The 17057-nt window shown below is 71.8% G+C and carries 15 protein-coding genes; 11 read left to right on the forward strand and 4 right to left on the reverse strand.

The window, feature by feature from the left end; all coding sequences use genetic code 11:
* Positions 1-66: 66 nt before the first annotated feature.
* The 5 genes from hisD to ACYBSK_RS22225 all read left to right on the forward strand — a co-directional run bounded on the left by hisD (position 67) and on the right by ACYBSK_RS22225 (position 5540).
* Positions 67-1377 (forward strand): histidinol dehydrogenase, encoded by a 1311-nt coding sequence (gene hisD / locus ACYBSK_RS22205; protein WP_460243029.1) that lies wholly within the window; start codon positions 67-69, stop codon positions 1375-1377.
* Positions 1374-2150 (forward strand): SDR family NAD(P)-dependent oxidoreductase, encoded by a 777-nt coding sequence (locus tag ACYBSK_RS22210; protein ID WP_460243030.1) that lies wholly within the window; start codon positions 1374-1376, stop codon positions 2148-2150. The genes hisD and ACYBSK_RS22210 overlap by 4 nt, the downstream gene beginning before the upstream one ends.
* Positions 2147-2923 carry an HpcH/HpaI aldolase family protein gene (locus ACYBSK_RS22215; RefSeq protein ID WP_460243031.1) on the forward strand — a complete coding sequence of 259 codons (777 nt, stop codon included), beginning with the start codon at positions 2147-2149 and terminating at the stop codon, positions 2921-2923. Before ACYBSK_RS22210 ends, ACYBSK_RS22215 begins: the two co-directional genes overlap by 4 nt.
* Positions 2924-3073: 150 nt before the next feature.
* On the forward strand, positions 3074-4453 hold the full coding sequence (locus ACYBSK_RS22220; protein ID WP_460243032.1) for an MFS transporter: 1380 nt from the start codon (positions 3074-3076) through the stop codon (positions 4451-4453).
* 88 nt (positions 4454-4541) lie between these two features.
* Complete coding sequence (locus tag ACYBSK_RS22225; RefSeq protein WP_460243033.1) at positions 4542-5540, forward strand: nuclear transport factor 2 family protein; 999 nt, start codon at positions 4542-4544, stop codon at positions 5538-5540.
* 75 nt (positions 5541-5615) lie between these two features.
* On the opposite strand, the gene ACYBSK_RS22230 is transcribed toward ACYBSK_RS22225, so the two are convergent.
* From ACYBSK_RS22230 to ACYBSK_RS22240, 3 genes are all read right to left on the reverse strand, one after another.
* Entirely contained in the window at positions 5616-6332 is a 717-nt protein-coding gene (locus ACYBSK_RS22230; protein WP_460243034.1) for an SDR family NAD(P)-dependent oxidoreductase, read from the reverse strand.
* 124 nt (positions 6333-6456) lie between these two features.
* On the reverse strand, positions 6457-7221 hold the full coding sequence (locus tag ACYBSK_RS22235; RefSeq protein ID WP_457478960.1) for an amino acid ABC transporter ATP-binding protein: 765 nt from the start codon (positions 7219-7221) through the stop codon (positions 6457-6459).
* Positions 7214-8188 (reverse strand): ABC transporter substrate-binding protein, encoded by a 975-nt coding sequence (locus ACYBSK_RS22240; protein ID WP_457478961.1) that lies wholly within the window; start codon positions 8186-8188, stop codon positions 7214-7216. Before ACYBSK_RS22240 ends, ACYBSK_RS22235 begins: the two co-directional genes overlap by 8 nt.
* A gap of 630 nt (positions 8189-8818) precedes the next feature.
* Here ACYBSK_RS22240 and ACYBSK_RS22245 point away from each other — a divergent pair.
* From ACYBSK_RS22245 to ACYBSK_RS22270, 6 genes are all read left to right on the forward strand, one after another.
* A complete protein-coding gene (locus ACYBSK_RS22245; protein ID WP_460243035.1) occupies positions 8819-9832 on the forward strand; it encodes an amino acid ABC transporter permease in 1014 nt (337 codons plus the stop codon).
* A gap of 283 nt (positions 9833-10115) precedes the next feature.
* Positions 10116-10847 carry a winged helix-turn-helix domain-containing protein gene (locus tag ACYBSK_RS22250; protein ID WP_460243036.1) on the forward strand — a complete coding sequence of 244 codons (732 nt, stop codon included), beginning with the start codon at positions 10116-10118 and terminating at the stop codon, positions 10845-10847.
* 10 nt (positions 10848-10857) lie between these two features.
* The gene (locus ACYBSK_RS22255; RefSeq protein WP_460243037.1) at positions 10858-12087 is read left to right on the forward strand and encodes an acyl-CoA dehydrogenase family protein; all 1230 of its coding nucleotides are present in this window, start codon (positions 10858-10860) and stop codon (positions 12085-12087) included.
* A gap of 493 nt (positions 12088-12580) precedes the next feature.
* The gene (locus ACYBSK_RS22260; protein ID WP_460243038.1) at positions 12581-13687 is read left to right on the forward strand and encodes an aliphatic sulfonate ABC transporter substrate-binding protein; all 1107 of its coding nucleotides are present in this window, start codon (positions 12581-12583) and stop codon (positions 13685-13687) included.
* A 48-nt stretch (positions 13688-13735) separates the two neighbouring features.
* Complete coding sequence (locus ACYBSK_RS22265; RefSeq protein ID WP_457478967.1) at positions 13736-14536, forward strand: ABC transporter ATP-binding protein; 801 nt, start codon at positions 13736-13738, stop codon at positions 14534-14536.
* Positions 14523-15431 (forward strand): ABC transporter permease, encoded by a 909-nt coding sequence (locus ACYBSK_RS22270; protein ID WP_457478968.1) that lies wholly within the window; start codon positions 14523-14525, stop codon positions 15429-15431. The genes ACYBSK_RS22265 and ACYBSK_RS22270 overlap by 14 nt, the downstream gene beginning before the upstream one ends.
* Positions 15432-15491: 60 nt before the next feature.
* Here ACYBSK_RS22270 and ACYBSK_RS22275 read toward each other — a convergent pair whose 3' ends face one another.
* Complete coding sequence (locus tag ACYBSK_RS22275) at positions 15492-16868, reverse strand: MFS transporter (RefSeq protein WP_460243039.1); 1377 nt, start codon at positions 16866-16868, stop codon at positions 15492-15494.
* Positions 16869-17057: the final 189 nt, after the last annotated feature.

Below are 17057 nucleotides of genomic sequence, written 5' to 3' on the forward strand. Positions count from 1 at the left end.
GTCACACGCACGTCAACACCCATCACCCATCACCCATCACCCATCAACGAGTCGAAGAGAGCCGTCATGCCTCGATTCCTCAGGTCCCCCGTTCCCGCCGCCCAGGTGACCGCCGCCCGCGCGGACGTCGCCGACCGGGTGCGCGCCATCCTCGACGACATCCGCGAGCGCGGCGACGAGGCGGTGCGCCAGTACTCGGAGAAGTTCGACGACTGGAGCCCCGAGTCCTTCCGGCTGTCGTCCGAGGAGATCGAGCGCATCGTCGCCGGTGTCCCGGAGCAGGTCCTGGACGACATCCGGTTCGTGCAGCAGCAGGTGCGCACCTTCGCCCAGGCACAGCGGGACGCGCTGCTCGACGTCGAGATCGAGACGCTGCCCGGCGTCCGCCTCGGCCACCGGCACGTCCCCGTCTCCGCCGCCGGCGCGTACGTGCCCGGGGGCCGCTACCCGCTGACCGCGTCGGCCCACATGACCATCGTGACCGCGAAGGTCGCGGGCGTGCCCCGGGTCGCCGCCTGTACGCCGCCGATCCGCGGGGAGATCCCGGCCGCCACCGTCGCGGCGATGCACCTCGCGGGGGCCGACGAGATCTACCTGCTCGGTGGTGTGCAGGCCGTCGCGGCGCTGGCCGTGGGCACCGAGACCATCGGCAGCGTGCCGATGCTGGCGGGGCCGGGCAACGCGTACGTGGCCGAGGCCAAGCGGCAGTTGTTCGGCGAGGTGGGCATCGACCTGTTCGCCGGGCCGACGGAGATCCTGGTGATCGCGGACGAGCACGCGGACCCCTTCGTCGTCGCCGTCGACCTGCTGTCGCAGGCCGAGCACGGCCCGGACTCCCCCGCCGTCCTCGTCACCACCTCCGAGGAGCTGGGGCGGGAGGTCGAGCGGCACATCGAGCGGCTGCTGCCGGGCATGCCGACGAAGGACTTCGCGGAACCGGCCTGGCGCGACCACGGCGAGATCGTCGTCGTCGACACCCTCGACGAGGCTTTCGAGGTCGCCGACTCGTACGCGAGCGAGCACGTCGAGGTGCTGACCGAGAACCCGCGGCAGGCGCTCGACGCGATGCGTGACTACGGCGCCCTGTTCCTCGGCGAGGGCACGTGTGTCAGTTACGGGGACAAGGTCATCGGCACCAACCACGTGCTTCCCACCCGGGGTGCCGCCCGTTACACGGGCGGCCTGTGGGTCGGCAAGTACCTCAAGACGGTCACCCACCAGGAAGTCACCGACACCGCTTCCTCGGCCCTGCTCGGCGAGGTGTGCGGGCGGGCCGCCCGCGTCGAGCTGTTCGAGGGCCACGCCCGCTCGGGCGACGTGCGCGCCGCGAAGTACGGCGACAAGGAGCTGACGTGGAACACGGAGGCGGGCGCATGAGCGACCGCACCCCCACGCCGCTGGCCGGGCGGACCGCTCTGGTCACCGGCGGCGGCAGCGGCCTCGGCCGCGCCGTCACCCGTTCCCTGCTGGCCGACGGCGCGCGCGTCGTGATCACGGGCCGCGACGCGGACACCCTCAAGCGCACCGCCGACGAGCTCGGCCCGGGGGTCGCCCCTCAGGTGTGCGACGTGTCCCGGCCCGCGGACGTGGACGCGCTCGCCTCCGCCCTCGCGGACGAGGAGGTCTCGATCCTGGTCAACAACGCGGGGATCGCGGGCCCGGTCGCGGCGCTGACCGACATCTCGCCCGAGGAGTGGGACGAGGTGTTCGCCGTGAACGTGCGCGGCATGTTCCTGATGTGCCGCGCCTTCCTGCCCGCCATGACCCGTCGGGGCTTCGGTGATGTCATCAACGTGGCGTCGGTGTCGGGCAAGCGGCCGCTGCTGCGGCGCACCCCGTACTGCGCGTCGAAGATGGCGGTGATCGGCCTGACGACGACCCTGGCGGGCGAGGTGGGTCCGCTGGGTGTCACGGTCAACTCCCTGTCCCCCGGCCCTGTTTCGGGTCCGCGCATGGAGCGCAACTTCCGTCTTGAGGCCGAGCGGACGGGCAGCAGTTACGCGGAGGCCGAGGAGGCGTTCGTGTCGCGTGCCGCGCTCGGCCGGATGGTGACCGAGGAGGAGGTCGGCGAGGCGGTGACCGCGATGCTGCGGATGCGTGGCATGTGCGGCGCCGACATCGACCTGTCGGCGGGGATGGTGGCACGATGACGGTTCCGCGCACCCCGCGCCGGGGCCTCAAGCAGCGCCTGAGGGACGGCGAGTCCCTGCGCGGCGCACTGCTGCGGCTGCCGTGCGAGACGCTGGTGGAGATGGCGGGCGTCGCCGGTCTCGACTACGTGGTCATCGACTGCGAGCACGGCCCCGCGGACACGGCGCTGCTCCAGGCGCACATCCTGGCGGCCGAGGCCCATGGCATCGACGTCCTGGTGCGGGTGGGCACCGCCGAGCCGGCCCTGGCGCTGCGCTGCCTCGACCTGGGGGCGGCGGGCCTGATCCATCCGCACGTGGACAGCGCCGAGGACGCCCGGCGGGCCGTGGCCGCGAGCCACTATCCGCCGTGGGGCGAGCGGGGCTTCGCCACGTACAGCAGATCCGGTCGGTTCGGCACCGTCAGCGCGGCGGAGCACGTGGCCGCGTCCCGCGAGACGCTGGTCGTGGCGATGATCGAGACGCGGCGCGCCTGCGGTGCCGCCGACGCGATCGCCGCCACCGAGGGCGTGGACGCGGTCCTGGTGGGCCCCGCCGACCTCGGCGCGGACTGCGGCTTTCCCGGTCCGGAGGTGGTGAACGGCCTGATGGAGCAGGCGCATCGGGCCACCGCCAGGAACGGGCGCGAGGTGATGACGATCGTCCCCGGCCTCGACGCGGCGCGCTCCGCGGAGGGCGCCGGGGCCCGGCTGATCGTCTTCAACATGGCGCAGGTCCTGATGGACACCATGGGCGCCCTGGCCCGCCCCTCGGGGCCGCCGGACGCCCCGTGATGCGTGCCTCGAAGACACCTGGTGTCGACCCTGTCCGCACCCCTTGACGCCCCACCGGCGGAACCCTAACGTTCAGCCCTAGTTCATACGTATGCATGCATCGCATGCGGTCCCCTCATCCCTCTCCTCCACCGCGCGATCGGAGCAGCCATGTCCTCTGCAGCGCCACCCCGTTCAGCCCCGGCGGCCGCGCCGGGCGACGCCGAGAAGCGGAGCGCGATCCGCCGGGCCATCGGCGCGGGCAGCATCGGTAACTTCGTCGAGCAGTTCGACTACGGCCTCTACGGCTACATGGCGCCGATCATGGCCCCGGCGTTCTTCCCCGAGAGCGACAAGACCGTCGCGGTGCTCGGAACCTACGCGATCATCGCCATCGCCTGCCTGTTCCGTCCGCTCGGCGGGACGATCCTCGGCCGCTGGGGCGACCGGGTGGGCCGCAGGAAGACGCTCCTGTGGACCCTGATGGCCATGGGCGTGGCCACCGCCCTGGTCGCCGTCCTGCCCACGTACCACCAGGTCGGCATCCTGGCGCCGCTCCTGCTCCTCGTGCTCCGTGTGGTGCAGGGGACGGTGTCCGGCGGCGAGTACGTCGGCGCGGTCGCCTTCATCGTCGAGTGGGCCGAGCCCAACCGGCGCGCCTACTACACCTCGTACGCCTCCAACAGCTGTTTCGTCGGCACGCTCGCCGGTGCCGGGGTCGCGGCCCTGACCAGCTGGGTGTTCGAGGGGCCCGCGCTGGACTCGTGGGGCTGGCGCATCCCGTTCCTGCTGGCGATCCCGCTCAGCCTGGTCGGCCTGTGGATGCGCAGCCGCATCTCGGAGAGCCCGGAGTTCGTGCGGGCCACCGAGGACGGCACCGACGTCGTCGCGTCCCCGGTGCGCGAGGCGCTCCGCTCGCAGTGGCGCCCCATCCTCGTCTTCTGCGGCATCTCCATCATGTGCGCGATCCTGTCGTACACGTGGGTCACCTTCTATCCGCAGTACCTCACCGACACGCTCGGTCTGCCGCGCTGGATGGGCCTGGCGTCCAACGCCATCTCGATCGCCGTCCTCATCCCGTTCCTGCCGCTGGCCGGCCTGATCTCGGACCGCATCGGGCGCAAGCCGATGCTCGTCACGGGCGCCATCGCCTGCATCGTCCTGGTCCCGCTCGCGTTCCGGGTGGGCGACCGGGGCACCTTCGGCGCCGCGGTGGCCAGCCAACTCATCTACCTGGTACCGGAGTTCTTCCTCACCGGCATCGTCACGGTGTGCGCGGCGGAACTCTTCTCGACCCGGACCCGGTTCAGCGCGAGCGCCATCGCGTACAACAGCTCGTTCTCCATCTTCATGGGGATCACCCCGTTCGTGGCGACGCTGCTGGTGGACACCTTCGACACGATCTACGCCGTGTGGGCCTACCTGGCCGTCGGCGCCGTCCTCGCCCTCGTCGTCGTCACGGCGTTCATGACGGAGACGTACCGGAGCCAGTTGGGGGCCGACAAGTTCCCCCGGCAGGAGACACCCAGGACATCACGCGCCACCGCCTGAACCCGTGGGCCGGGACCTCTTGCCCGGCCCACCCCGCATCAGTCACCCTACATACGCATTCACAACGCACTGGAACGGAAGAAGCACCATGGCCCTGGACCCTGTCGCGTACCAGCCCTACAACGACCCGGACGAGTTCATCCGCGAGGTGACCGACCGGATCTGGGTCGAGCGCGACATCGCCCACATCGTCGACAACTACGAGCCCGACTCGATCGTCCACGCCAGCCTCGGCACGGTGGTCGGCCGGGACGGCGTGATCGAGGGCAGCACGATGCGGATGTCGGCCGTGCCCGGCCACATCGGACAGGCCGAGGACGTGGTGTGGGAGGCCCGCGGGGACGACGCCTTCCTCAGCTCGCACCTGGTGTTCTCCGCCGACGAGCACCTCGTGGACGGCCGCCGGGTCCGCGTCCGCAAGCGCACGGTCGCCAACTGCCTCTACCGGCGCGGCCGCATGGTCGAGGAGTGGGTGGTCCGCGACGATCTGGCGGACTGCCTCCAACTGGGCATCGACCCGGACGAGGCCGCGCGCGGCCTCCAGTTCCAGGGCTACACCGGATCGATGACCGAGGCCCCGCCGAAGGACGTGCTCCTGGAGGGCGTCAGCGGTCCGCGCCCCGACCTCCACCGCGCCGAGTGCGAGATGGTCCTCGACTTCATCGAGCAGGTGTGGTCGCGGCGCGAGCTCAACAAGGTCAAGGACTTCATGGCGCGGGACCTCTTCCTGCACACCATCGGCGACCGCACCGTCATCCGCCCCGAGCGCTACCAGGCCGACCTGCTGGAGATGGTCGGCCCGTTCCCCGACGCGCGCTTCTCGGTGCTCGACGTCCAGGCCCACCACGCCGAGCGGTACGCGGGTCTGCGGATCGCCGTGACGTGGACGATGAACGGCACGTACCGCGGCATTCCCGCCTTCGGCCCGCTCACCGGCAAGCCGGTCACCGTCCTCGGTGTCTCGCAGTTCCTCGTCCAGGACGGCCGCATCGTCAAGGAGGTCCGCGTGTACGACGAGATCGCGCTGCGGGCGCAGATCAACGCCGGCCGTGAGGACGGCGCGGACGTGGCGGCGAACATCTACTAGTCGGCCGCCTCGGCACGGTGTGCCACCGGCGGCGGGCCCGGACCTCGGCCGATGAGGACCGGGCCCGCCGCCGTTTCATGCCAGGGCGACGCCCGTCCGGTCCTCCCGGACCCGGACCAGTTGTTCCTGGAACCGCCGGTCGCGGGCCGCCGGGTGCGGGTCCTGGCTGCGCCGGTGGTACCAGTAGCCGCCGGTCGCCGGGGTGACGGGCTCCTCCGTCGCCGCCAGCCATGTCTGGGTCCGGTGCCCCTCGGCCAGGTCGTCGGGGGCGCCCGGCCCGCCCATCCGGGTCGGCACCCATCCCGGATCGACGGCGTGCGCGGCCGTCCCTGCCCAGCGGGAGGCGACGGCCAGCGCGAAGGCGGTCACCCACAGCTTGGTGTCGCTGTACGTGGCCGTGCCCGCGGCCAGCCGCGTGAGGTCGGTGGAACCGTCCCGGTGCATGGAACTGCTGAGGTAGACGAGCCGGGACGGCCTGTCCATCAGGGCCGTCAGCAGATACGGCGCGACGACGTTGACGGTCGCCGTTTCCGGCGTGCGCATGGTGCCGGCGTTGTGCACGACCGCGTCGAAGCGGCCGAACGCGGCGGCCTGCCGGGCGACGTCGGAGATCTCACCGGTCTCGGTCAGGTCCCCGGTCACCGCGCCCCTCCACCGGCTCGCCCCGGTCGGCTCCGCGACGCGCGCCGGGGTACGGGCGTGGACGACCACGTCGTGTCCGTCCGCGGCCAGCGCGTCCGCGGTCGCGTAGCCGAGTCCGGTGGAGGCTCCCGTCACCAGGATGAGGGACATGTGTCTGGCTCTCCGTTCGTAGATGCGCCGTGGGTGTGCGGCCGTGGGAGAACGAGTACCAGATCACCGGCCGTGTCATGCCTCGGCCGGGCCGTCGACGGTGCGGATGCCGGGAAGGTCCTGGTCAGAGCACCTTCGACAGGAAGGCCCGCGTACGGTCGTGGGCCGGTGTGTCCAGGACGGCCGCGGGTGGGCCCTGTTCCACCACGACGCCGTCGTCCATGAACACGACGGTGTCCGCGACCTCGCGGGCGAAGCCGATCTCGTGGGTGACGACGATCATGGTGGTGCCGGTGCTCGCCAGGTCCTTGATGACGTCGAGGACTTCACCGACCAGCTCCGGGTCGAGCGCCGACGTGGGCTCGTCGAAGAGGAGCACCTTCGGTCGCAGGGCGAGCGCGCGGGCGATGGCCACCCGCTGCTGCTGGCCGCCGGAGAGCTGGCGCGGGTACGACGCCGCCCGGTCGCCGAGTCCCACCCGGTCGAGGAGGGCGCGGGCGGTCGCCTCCGCCTCCCTGCGCGGGCGGCGCAGCGCGGAGACGGGGGCCTCGATCAGGTTCTCCAGGACGGTCAGGTGCGGGAAGAGGTGGAAGTCCTGGAAGACGAAGCCGATGTGGGTGCGCTGCTTCAGGACGTCCTTCTCCCGCAGCTCGTGGAGCTTGTCGCCGGTGCGGCGGTAGCCGATGAGTTCGCCGTCGATGCTGATCCAGCCGCTGTTGACCTTCTCCAGGTGGTTGATGGTGCGCAGCAGCGTGGACTTTCCCGAGCCGGACGGGCCGAGGATCACGGTGACCTCACCGGCGTGCACCCGCAGGTCGACGCCGCGCAGCACTTCGAGGGGGCCGAAGCTCTTGTGGACGCCGTGGACGTCCACCATCACCTCACTCATCGGTGGACTTCTCCTTCTGCTCCGGCGGGTTGACGCGGGAGGTCTCGATCGCGGAGGCGGTCGTGCCCCACTTCGTGAGGATCCGGTCGTAGGTGCCGTCCTCGATCAGTTCGTTCACCGCGGCCCGGAAGGCGCGGGTGAGCGGGGAGCCCTTCTTGAAGGCGAAGCCGACGTCGAGCCGGTGGTACTCGCCGAGGAAGGTGGTCCGGGAGGCGGGCTTGCTCGCCTGGTACCGGAGCCCGTTGATGGTGGACATGATCACGTCGATCCGGCCCTGCTGGAGGGCGGTGAGGGTGGCGCCGTTGTCCGAGTAGACCTTCACGTCGTACGGCTTCTCGCCCGCCTCGGCGCACCGCGCCTTCTCCTCGTCGAGGGTGGCCTCGAAGGTGGTGCCCGCGCCGACTCCGACGGTGCGGCCGCACAGCTGGGTCAGGTCGGTGATCTTCTTGCCGAACGAGGTGTCGCCCGTCTTGACCGCGAAGCCCTGGCCGTCGTCGATGTAGGTGACGAAGTCGATGGTCTTCAGGCGTTCGGCGGTGACACCGAAGTTCCCGGTGCCGAGGTCGTACTTGCCGCTTTCGAGGGCCGGCAGGATCGTCTCGAACGAGGCGTCCTGGCGCTGGAGCCTGATGCCGAGCACCTTGGCGGCGGCGTCGGCGAGGTCGATGTCCTGCCCTTCGGGCGCCTCGCCCGAGCCGTTCGGGTAGTACGCGGCGGGCGGGCCTCCGGTCGAGCTGCCGATGCGCAGCGTGCCCTTCTGGCGTACGGCGGCCGGCAGCAGTGCGGCGGCGGAGTCCACCTTGCGCACCGCGGCGACGGGATCGCCGCTCGGTGCGGCGGCCGCCTGCGCGCCGGTCCGCGCAGCGCCGTCGGTGCCGCCCGAGCCGCAGGCGGTCAGGGCGAGCAGCGGCAGCAGGGCGACGGCGGCGGCAGCGCGCGGGCGGGTTCTGGTCCCGGGGAGGTTCACGGGTCGGGGGCCTTTCGGGTGTGCGCACAGGGCGCGGGGCGGCGGCGCGGGGCGCCGGGGCCGGTCCGCGCGGACCTGGGCATGAGGGCATGAGGTGACGGGACGACGCTGTGACGACGTCGGGCCTGCTGAGGGGTCGGGACGTCAAGAAGGCTGGTGCGCACGGGAGTTGCGGCAGCGCGCGGCAAGGGAGAGCTCGGCCCGCGACGGGGTCACCGAGGGAGGGAAGGGCCGGTCAGAGGGCCCGCTGCCGAGTCAGGCGCAACACGCCGCGGACCACACCCGACCGAAGTCGATGTGGCCGCGCGAGACCAAACGCTGCTGGGCAGTCATGCGGACCATTGAGCAGGACACCACGCCGTTCGTCAAGCGACGCCCACATGCCGGGCGGCTCGACTCGGTTGCTTCCGGGCGGTGTTGACACCTCCTCGCAGCAGGCGCATACGATCGGCGGTGGAGCGGCTCCGCGGTGCGCGGGACCTCTCCGGCCGCGTTGAGGGACGCGGCGCATGTGACGACGTCGAGCCCCGGCCGCCACCGCACACGTACGGCGCACTGTTCCGCCGCGCGTCAAGGTGTGCCGCCGGGTGTCACCCACGCCCGCCCGTCCCTCCCCCGGAGAGCCTCCCGATGACCACGTCCTCCGATGTCACGACGACCCCCGCCGCACCGCCGCCGCCCGAGCGGGCCGGCACACCGAGCGCCGCCGCGCCCCCGCGGATCGTGCCGCGGCGGCACCTCGGGCGGTGGGCCTCCGCGGCCGCCGCGCTGCTCGTCCTCGCGATGGTGCTGAACTCCGTCGTCCGCAACGAGGCGTTCCAGTGGCGGGTCGTGGGCGACTACTTCACGACCCCCGCCGTGCTCGACGGGCTGCTGCTTACGGTGTGGCTGACGGCCGCGGTGATGGTGCTCGGGTTCCTGCTCGGCACCCTCCTCGCCGTCATGCGCCTGTCGGCCAACCCGGTCCTGCGGACGCTGAGTTGGGGCTACGTGTGGATCTTCCGGTCGACACCGCTGCTGGTGCAGCTGCTCTTCTGGTTCAACATCGGCGCCCTGTATCCGACCCTCGGCCTCGGCATCCCGTTCGGCCCGCAGTTCCTCACCGTCAAGACGGTGAACCTGCTCGGCCCGACCCTGACCGCCGTGATCGGGCTGACGCTGCACGAGAGCGCCTACGCCGCCGAGGTGGTGCGCGGCGGAATCCTCTCCGTCGACTCCGGGCAGACGCGGGCCGCCCAGGCGCTGGGGCTGAGCCGGCGCCGCACCCTGCGCCGGATCGTGGTGCCGCAGGCGATGCGCTCCATCGTGCCGACCGCGGGGAACATGCTGATCGGCACATTGAAGGGTACGAGCATCATCAGCGTGCTCGCCGTGCACGACCTGCTGTACTCGGTGCAGTTGATCTACAACCAGACGTACCAGGTCATCCCGCTGCTGATGGTCGCCACCCTCTGGTACATCGCGGTCACCAGCGTGCTCAGCGTGGGGCAGTACTACGTGGAGCGGCACTACGCGCGCGGCGACTCCCGCACCCTGCCGCCGACGCCGCTCCAGCGCCTGCGCGCCCAACTCGGTTCCGTACGGGCCAGGTTGCGTGCCGCGACGGCCGCGGACGCGCGTCCCGCGCTCGACGGCGAACGGTGAGCGGCGTGAGGCCTTCCCCACTTTCCCTACCGAATTACTAGGAAATACTTGACCGGCTCGCCCCGGACGCACAGGATGATGCCCATGTCCCGTACGCAGCAACGACTCGTTCGTCGTCGGCATGTCGACTTTGGTCACGTCGCCAGCGCCGTGTGCTGTCGCGCGTAAGGCACCCGGGCCACCCGCCCGCTCCGTGCCGTTCCGCCGCCCCCAGCAGGCCGCCGAGACGGGTTCACCCACCACGGTCGGCGGCCCGACACACCACCACCGAGGGACATCCGCCATGACCACGGCACCTCCGATCCAGACCGCTCCCACCACCGAGCCGCTGACCGACACGCGCCACCTCCATCTGGTGCGCGACATCCCGCGGGACGGCGCCGCCGGGCCGGGTGGCCCGGTGCCGCTCGTCGCGTATCTGGTGCTGGTCCCCGAGGGGACCGATCCGGCCGCGCTGTTCGCCGAGGGCGCGCCCCGGCCCGAGATCCACCGGGTCGCCGCCGCTGACACCACGCTCGTACCGGAAGCCAGCGGATCGGCGCGGCGCCCCGCCGAGGCGGCCGCCGCCGCGCCGGAATCCGCCGGGCAGGCCGGGGACGACGCCGTCCGGATCGACCCGGTGCGGCACGTCGCCGAGCTGGAGGGGCGGGAACTCGACCTGACCTACCTGGAGTTCGCGCTCCTCGCGCAGCTCTTGCGGCACCCCCACCATGTGCTGACGCGCGAGCTGCTGGTGACCACCGTGTGGGGCTACGACCACGTGGGCGACGGCCGCACCGTCGACGTCCACATCGCCCGCCTGCGGCGCAAGCTGGGCAAGGCCCACCGCCACCGCATCGTCACCGTGCGGCGCGTGGGCTACAAGTACGTGCCCGACGGTCCGGCCGACCAGTCGGGCGCCGGGCAGTCCGCGCGGACCGCCGCGGGCGCTGCCCGGCCGGTGTCGCACCGGGGCGCCGAGCGGTCGTCCGACCGCCGGGAGAGCCCCGACTCCGCGCCCTGCCACCGACCTTGAGGAGAACACCGTGACGGTCCCTGCCACCGCGTCGCACCGCCCCGCCCCGACGCCCGACCGGACCGGGCCCGAGCTGCCGTACTGGCTGCGCGTGGCCCGGGAGGCGGCGGAGGACCTCGCGACGGACGCGGCCGCGCGGGAGCAGGCGGGCAAGGCCCCGGTCGACGAGGTGTCGCGGCTGCGCGAGGCGGACCTGCTGACGCCGCCGGCCGCGGCCGAGGCCGCGAGCGGCGGGGACTGGGCCGCCGCGTGCGCCGTCGTCCGGGAGATCGCGGCGGCCGACGGGGCGATCGGTCAACTCCTCGGCTGTCACTACTTCTTGTCGATGAGCGCGCGCTTCTTCGCGGGGCCCGCGCCCGCCGCGCGGATCGAGGAGCGGTCCGTGGCGCGGCAGTGGTGCTGGGGCGGCGGCTTGGCCCGTCAGGAGTCCGCGCTGACGCTGTCCGGGCCCCCGGACGGGCTGGCGCTCAACGGCCGCCAGGACTACACCACGGGCGTGCTGGTCGCCGACCGGCTCGCCGTGCGTGCCGTGCGGGCGGACACGGGCGCGCCGGTCGCCGTCGTGGTGGACCCCGGCCGTCCCGGCGTCGTGGTCGACGGCGGCGCCGACACGTTCGGGCTGCGGCTGGCGGCCGGGGGCAGCGTGGAGTTCGACGACGTGGCGGTCGACGCCGACGACGTACTGGGGCCGCTGTCCGCGGACGAGGACTTCCTGCCGCCCCGGACCGCCCTGGCCTCGCCGGTCGCGCACCTCTTCTCCGTACAGGTGCTGCTCGGCACCGCCGAGGGGACGCTCGCGGAGGCGCGCGAGTACAGCAGGACGGGCCGGACCCCGCTGCACCCCGCGTGGCCGGTCGGCAGCCCGCACGACCCGCAGGTGCTGACCGCGTACGGCGAGCTGACCGTCCTCATCCGCTCCGCGTCCGCCCTCGCCGACCAGGCGCTGGAGGCGGTGCGGCGGGCCGTCGTGCTCGGCGACGACCTCACCTACGACGAGTACGCCGAGGTGTCCGCCCTCGTGACGATGGCGGAGGCCGCCGCTTCCCGCGCCGCGCAGGAGTCCACCACGCGGGCCCTGGACATCGTCGGGCCGCGGGCGGCCTCCGCGCGCCTCGGCTTCGACCGGTTCTGGCGGCACGCTCGCACCCACACCCTGTACGAGCCGGTGGGGCACCAACTCCGGGACATCGGGGACCACTTCCTCAACGGGGCGCAGCCTCAGTTCGCCCTCCCCGCCTGAGCATTCTCGCCATACGAGACCCCTCTGTCCATTCTGTGGACACCCCCTTGGGGAGGGCGCGACCTTCTGCCAGGATCCCTATCTGTCAGGTAGGAAAACTGGGGAACACCAGGGGGTGGCCATGGAAGCGCACAGCCGTACCGCAGTGCTGCCGCGCCCGTTCCTGACCTCGCGTCGCCACATCGACTTCGCCCGTACGTCCAGCGCCATCTGTCGGACGACCTGAGTCCACTCCTCGGACCACCGGGGCTGCCGCCGACACCCCTCGGGGCCTCGGCCGGGCCGCCTTCGACCGGCGACCAGGCCTGCTCAAGCGCCGCTCGCCCCTGCCCGGAAGCGCCCGGCCGGCAGCGATCCGCCGGGGGAAACCGCCGCAGCAGCCCGCCCGGCCGACCGGGGCACCCCACCACCCCGGCGCGGCCGCAGGACGTCCCGCGCTCTTCGCACCACCACACACCCACCTCCCCCACTCGAACCCCGAGAGGACACCACCGTGTCTGCCGCACGACCCCGTACCACCCTGCGCACCCTCGCCGTCATAGCCGCGCTCCCCCTCGTGCTGAGCGCCTGCGGTTACGGGTCCGAGTCCACGGACGACGGCGACCAGGCCAAGGCCGCTTCGGGCGCCAAGAAGCTCTCCGCCGACACGGTGAAGATCGGCTACTTCCCGAACCTGACGCACGGCACCGCTCTGGTCGGCGTCCAGGAGGGCCTGTTGCAGAAGGAGCTCGGCGGCACGCAGATCAAGGCCTCGACCTTCAACGCGGGCCCCTCCGAGATCGAGGCGCTCAACGCCGGGTCCATCGACATCGGCTGGATCGGCCCCTCCCCCGCCATCAACGGCTACACCAAGTCGAACAGCAAGTCCCTCCGGATCATCGGCGGTTCGGCCTCCGGCGGCGTGAAGCTGGTCGTCGACCCGAAGAAGATCAAGACCCTGGACGACCTCAAGGGCAAGAAGATCGCCACCCCCCAGTTCGGCAACACGCAGGACGTCGCGTTCCTCAACTGGATCGCGGAGAAGGGCTGGAAGGTCGACGCGCAGAGCGGCAAGGGCGATGTCTCCGTCGTCCGCACGGACAACAAGATCACGCCGGACGCCTACAAGTCCGGTTCGATCGACGGCGCCTGGGTGCCGGAGCCGACCGCGTCCAAGCTCGTCGCCGAGGGCGCCAAGGAGCTGCTCGACGAGGCCGACCTGTGGCCGGACAAGAAGTTCGTGATCACGAACATGATCGTGTCGCAGAAGTTCCTGAAGGAGCACCCGGACGTCGTCGAGGCCGTGCTGCGCGGCTCGGTGAAGACCAACAAGTGGATCAACGCCAACCCGGACAAGGCCAAGGCCTCCGCCAACGAGGCGCTGAAGAAGCTGTCCGGCAAGGCGCTGCCCGCCGAGGTCCTCGACCCGGCCTGGAAGTCCATCACCTTCCTCGACGACCCGCTGGCCTCGACCCTCGACGCCGAGGCGCGGCACGCCGTGAAGTCCGGCCTGCTGGAGAAGCCCGACCTCAAGGGCATCTACGACCTTGAGCCGCTCAACAAGGTGCTGAAGGCCGAGGGCGCGGACGAGGTCGACGACGCCGGTCTCGGCGCCGAGTAACACCCCGACCACGCAGCCGAGTCGACAACCCCTCAGGAGGTGACGCCCATGGCCACCACGTTCTCGAAGCCGACCGAGACATCGCCCGGGGCGCAGGCATCCGCCACCCGTATCGAGCACGTCTCGAAGTCCTTCCCCGCACCGGGTACGCCCGGCGGAGCGCAGCTCGTCCTCGACGACATCACCCTCGATGTCGCGCCGGGTGAGTTCGTGACCCTCCTGGGGGCCTCCGGCTGCGGAAAGTCCACCCTGCTCAACCTGGTCGCGGGTCTCGACCTGCCGTCCGCCGGCTCCATCGCCACGGACGGCAGGCCCGCCCTGATGTTCCAGGAGCACGCCCTGTTCCCGTGGCTGACCGCGGGCAAGAACATCGAGCTGGCGCTGAAGCTGCGCGGCGTCGCGGCGCAGGAGCGTCGCGCCGAGGCGGAACGTCTGCTCGAAGTCGTGCGGCTGGAGGGCGCGCACGGCAAGCGGGTGCACGAGCTGTCCGGCGGCATGCGCCAGCGCGTCGCGCTGGCCCGCGCGCTGGCCCAGGACAGCCGGCTGCTGCTGATGGACGAGCCGTTCGCCGCGCTCGACGCCATCACCCGCGACGTACTGCACGACGAACTGACCCGGATCTGGCGGGAGACGGGGGTGTCGGTGCTGTTCGTGACGCACAACGTCCGTGAGGCGGTGCGGCTGGCGCAGCGCGTCGTCCTGCTGTCGTCCCGTCCGGGCCGCGTGGCCCGGGAGTGGACGGTGGACCTGCCGCAGCCGCGACGCCTGGAGGACCCCGCGGTCGCCGAACTGTCCGCCGAGATCACCGAAGAACTGCGTGGGGAGATCCGCCGCCATGGCCGCAACTGACAACGCCATAGCCACCGATGAGAAGGTGACGCGGGGCCCGAACGACCTGGCGGGCCTGGAGGCAGGGCTCGACGCGCTGGACTCGGTGCAGACCGTCCGTACGCCGCTGCGCGAGACACTGCGCCGCAAGGTGCTGCCGCCGCTCACCGCGATCGTGGTGGTGCTCGCCGTCTGGCAGGCGCTGGTGTGGTCCGGGGTGGTGCCCGACTACAAGCTGCCCTCACCGGCCGAGGTGGGGGACGAGGTCCGGGCGGCCTGGCTGGAGGGCACGCTCCTGGAGTACATCTGGACGTCCGTCTCGCGCGGCCTGTTCGGCTTCCTGCTGGCGCTCGTCATCGGGACCCCGCTCGGACTGCTGGTCGCCCGGGTGCGGTTCGTGCGCTCCGCCATCGGTCCGATCCTGTCCGGCCTCCAGGCGCTGCCGTCGGTGGCGTGGGTGCCGCCCGCGGTGATCTGGCTGGGGCTCAACGACTCGATGATGTACGCGGTGATCCTGCTCGGCGCCGTACCGTCCATCGCCAACGGTCTGGTAGCGGGCATCGACCAGATCCCGCCGCTGTACCTGCGCGCCGGCCGCACGCTGGGCGCGACCGGGCTGCGCGGGGCCTGGCACATCGTGATGCCGGGGGCGCTGCCCGGGTACCTGGCCGGTCTGAAGCAGGGCTGGGCGTTCTCCTGGCGGTCCCTGATGGCCGCCGAGATCATCGCCTCCTCGCCCGATCTCGGCGTGGGGCTGGGGCAGTTGCTGGAGAACGGCCGGAACAACAGCAGCATGCCGCAGGTGTTCCTGGCCATCTTCCTGATCCTGCTGGTCGGCATCGCCATCGACCTGCTCATCTTCAGTCCGCTGGAGCGGCGGGTGCTGCGCGGGCGGGGGCTGCTGGTCACCCGCTGATCCGTCACCCGCTCACCCGCTGGCCCGTCACCCGCCGCCCGGTACCGCACCGACCGGGGGTCAGCGCGCCGCGGCCGACGCACTGCGTTCGGGCCGCGGCGCGTCCGGTTCTGCGTCCGTGATGTCCGCGCGGTGCGACTCGCGGGTCAGCGCGATCGCCGCCGCGCTGACCAGGCAGACGCCGATCAAGTAGACGCTGACCGGCCCGGAGTGGGTGCCTCCGCCCGCCCCGGCGAGCAGGCTGCTGGCGATCAGCGGCGCCGTGCCCGCGCCCAGCGTCGAGGCCAGCTGGTAGCCGAGCGAGGCGCCGGTGTAACGGGCGCGCGTGCCGAACATCTCGCTGACGAACGCCGCCATCGGCCCGTACATCGAGGCCTGGAGGATCGGGTTGCCGATGATGTACGCCGTGAACAGGAGCGCCACGGAACCGCTGTTGACCAGGGCGAACAGCGGGAACGCGGCAGCGGCGGTGACCAGCGCGCCGGTGATCATGACGGGGCGGCGGCCCACCCGGTCCGAGAGGATCGCGAACGCGGGGATCGTGAAGATGTGCAGCGCCGACGACACGGTCTGGGCGAGCAGCACGGTCGAGCGCTCGAAGCCGACCCCGGTGGCGTAGGTGAGCATGAAGGTGGCGAGCAGTGACTGGAGGACGAGGGCCGCGCAGCCGCCGAGGCAGGACAGCACGATGTTCTTGCGGTAGCGGCGCAACACGGTGAGCAGCGGCGCCTCCTGCTTGGCCGCCTTCCGCTCGGCCGTCTCGCGCTCGGCCCGGCGCTGCGCCTCGGCGAACACCGGGCTCTCGCTCACCTTCATGCGGATGAACAGGCCGATCGCCATGAGCAACAGGCTGAGCAGGAACGGCACGCGCCAGCCCCAGGCGAGGAAGTCGTCCTCGGGCAGCGCGGAGAACGCGGCGAAGACGGCGGTGGCGAGCACGGCGCCCGCGGGGCCGCCCATGTTCGCGAACGACGCCATCAGGCCGCGGCGTTCGGCGCTCGCGTGCTCCATGGCCATCAGGGCGGCTCCGCCCCATTCGCCGCCGACCGCGATGCCCTGGACCAGGCGGCAGGCGACGAGCAGCATCGGCGCCCAGATGCCGATGGTGTCGTAGGTGGGCAGCAGGCCGATGGCGAAGCTGGCGAGTGCCATCAGCGTCATGGTCAGCACCAGCATGGACTTGCGGCCGACGCGGTCGCCGAAGTGTCCGAAGACGATGCCGCCGAGCGGGCGGGCGACGTAGCCGACGGCGAGGGTGCCGAAGGCGGCGACGGTCCCGGCGAGCGGGTTCAGGTCGGTGAAGAACAGCTCGTTGAAGACGAGCGAGGCGGCGGCGCCGTACAGCAGGAAGTCGTAGAACTCGATGGCGCTGCCGACAAAGCTGGACAGGGCGATCCGGCGTGACTCGGCGCGACGCGCGGCGTCGTTGAGGGGCATCTTCGCTCCGGGGGTTCGGCGTGCTGCGGAGGCTGGGGCACCTGGGCGGCGGCCGGTCGTCCACGGCCACCACCCGCCTCGTGTGCATTTTCCGCACGAGCGCTTGTAGATAGCGAACACGATGCGTGGGGTCCGGGAGGGTGTCAAGAGCCGCCCGGATGATCGATCAAAGCTGTCGGCGCCCGCACG

It is taken from the genome of Streptomyces sp. BYX5S (assembly GCF_054724165.1).

What these genes read in the sequence shown, in the direction of transcription:
- hisD (WP_460243029.1), top strand. Translation starts at nt 67, where the DNA reads ATGCCTCGATTCCTCAGGTCCCCCGTTCCCGCCGCCCAGGTGACCGCC.
- ACYBSK_RS22210 (WP_460243030.1), top strand. Translation starts at nt 1,374, where the DNA reads ATGAGCGACCGCACCCCCACGCCGCTGGCCGGGCGGACCGCTCTGGTC.
- ACYBSK_RS22215 (WP_460243031.1), top strand. Translation starts at nt 2,147, where the DNA reads ATGACGGTTCCGCGCACCCCGCGCCGGGGCCTCAAGCAGCGCCTGAGG.
- ACYBSK_RS22220 (WP_460243032.1), top strand. Translation starts at nt 3,074, where the DNA reads ATGTCCTCTGCAGCGCCACCCCGTTCAGCCCCGGCGGCCGCGCCGGGC.
- ACYBSK_RS22225 (WP_460243033.1), top strand. Translation starts at nt 4,542, where the DNA reads ATGGCCCTGGACCCTGTCGCGTACCAGCCCTACAACGACCCGGACGAG.
- ACYBSK_RS22230 (WP_460243034.1), bottom strand. Translation starts at nt 6,332, where the DNA reads ATGTCCCTCATCCTGGTGACGGGAGCCTCCACCGGACTCGGCTACGCG.
- ACYBSK_RS22235 (WP_457478960.1), bottom strand. Translation starts at nt 7,221, where the DNA reads ATGAGTGAGGTGATGGTGGACGTCCACGGCGTCCACAAGAGCTTCGGC.
- ACYBSK_RS22245 (WP_460243035.1), top strand. Translation starts at nt 8,819, where the DNA reads ATGACCACGTCCTCCGATGTCACGACGACCCCCGCCGCACCGCCGCCG.
- ACYBSK_RS22250 (WP_460243036.1), top strand. Translation starts at nt 10,116, where the DNA reads ATGACCACGGCACCTCCGATCCAGACCGCTCCCACCACCGAGCCGCTG.
- ACYBSK_RS22265 (WP_457478967.1), top strand. Translation starts at nt 13,736, where the DNA reads ATGGCCACCACGTTCTCGAAGCCGACCGAGACATCGCCCGGGGCGCAG.
- ACYBSK_RS22270 (WP_457478968.1), top strand. Translation starts at nt 14,523, where the DNA reads ATGGCCGCAACTGACAACGCCATAGCCACCGATGAGAAGGTGACGCGG.
- ACYBSK_RS22275 (WP_460243039.1), bottom strand. Translation starts at nt 16,868, where the DNA reads ATGCCCCTCAACGACGCCGCGCGTCGCGCCGAGTCACGCCGGATCGCC.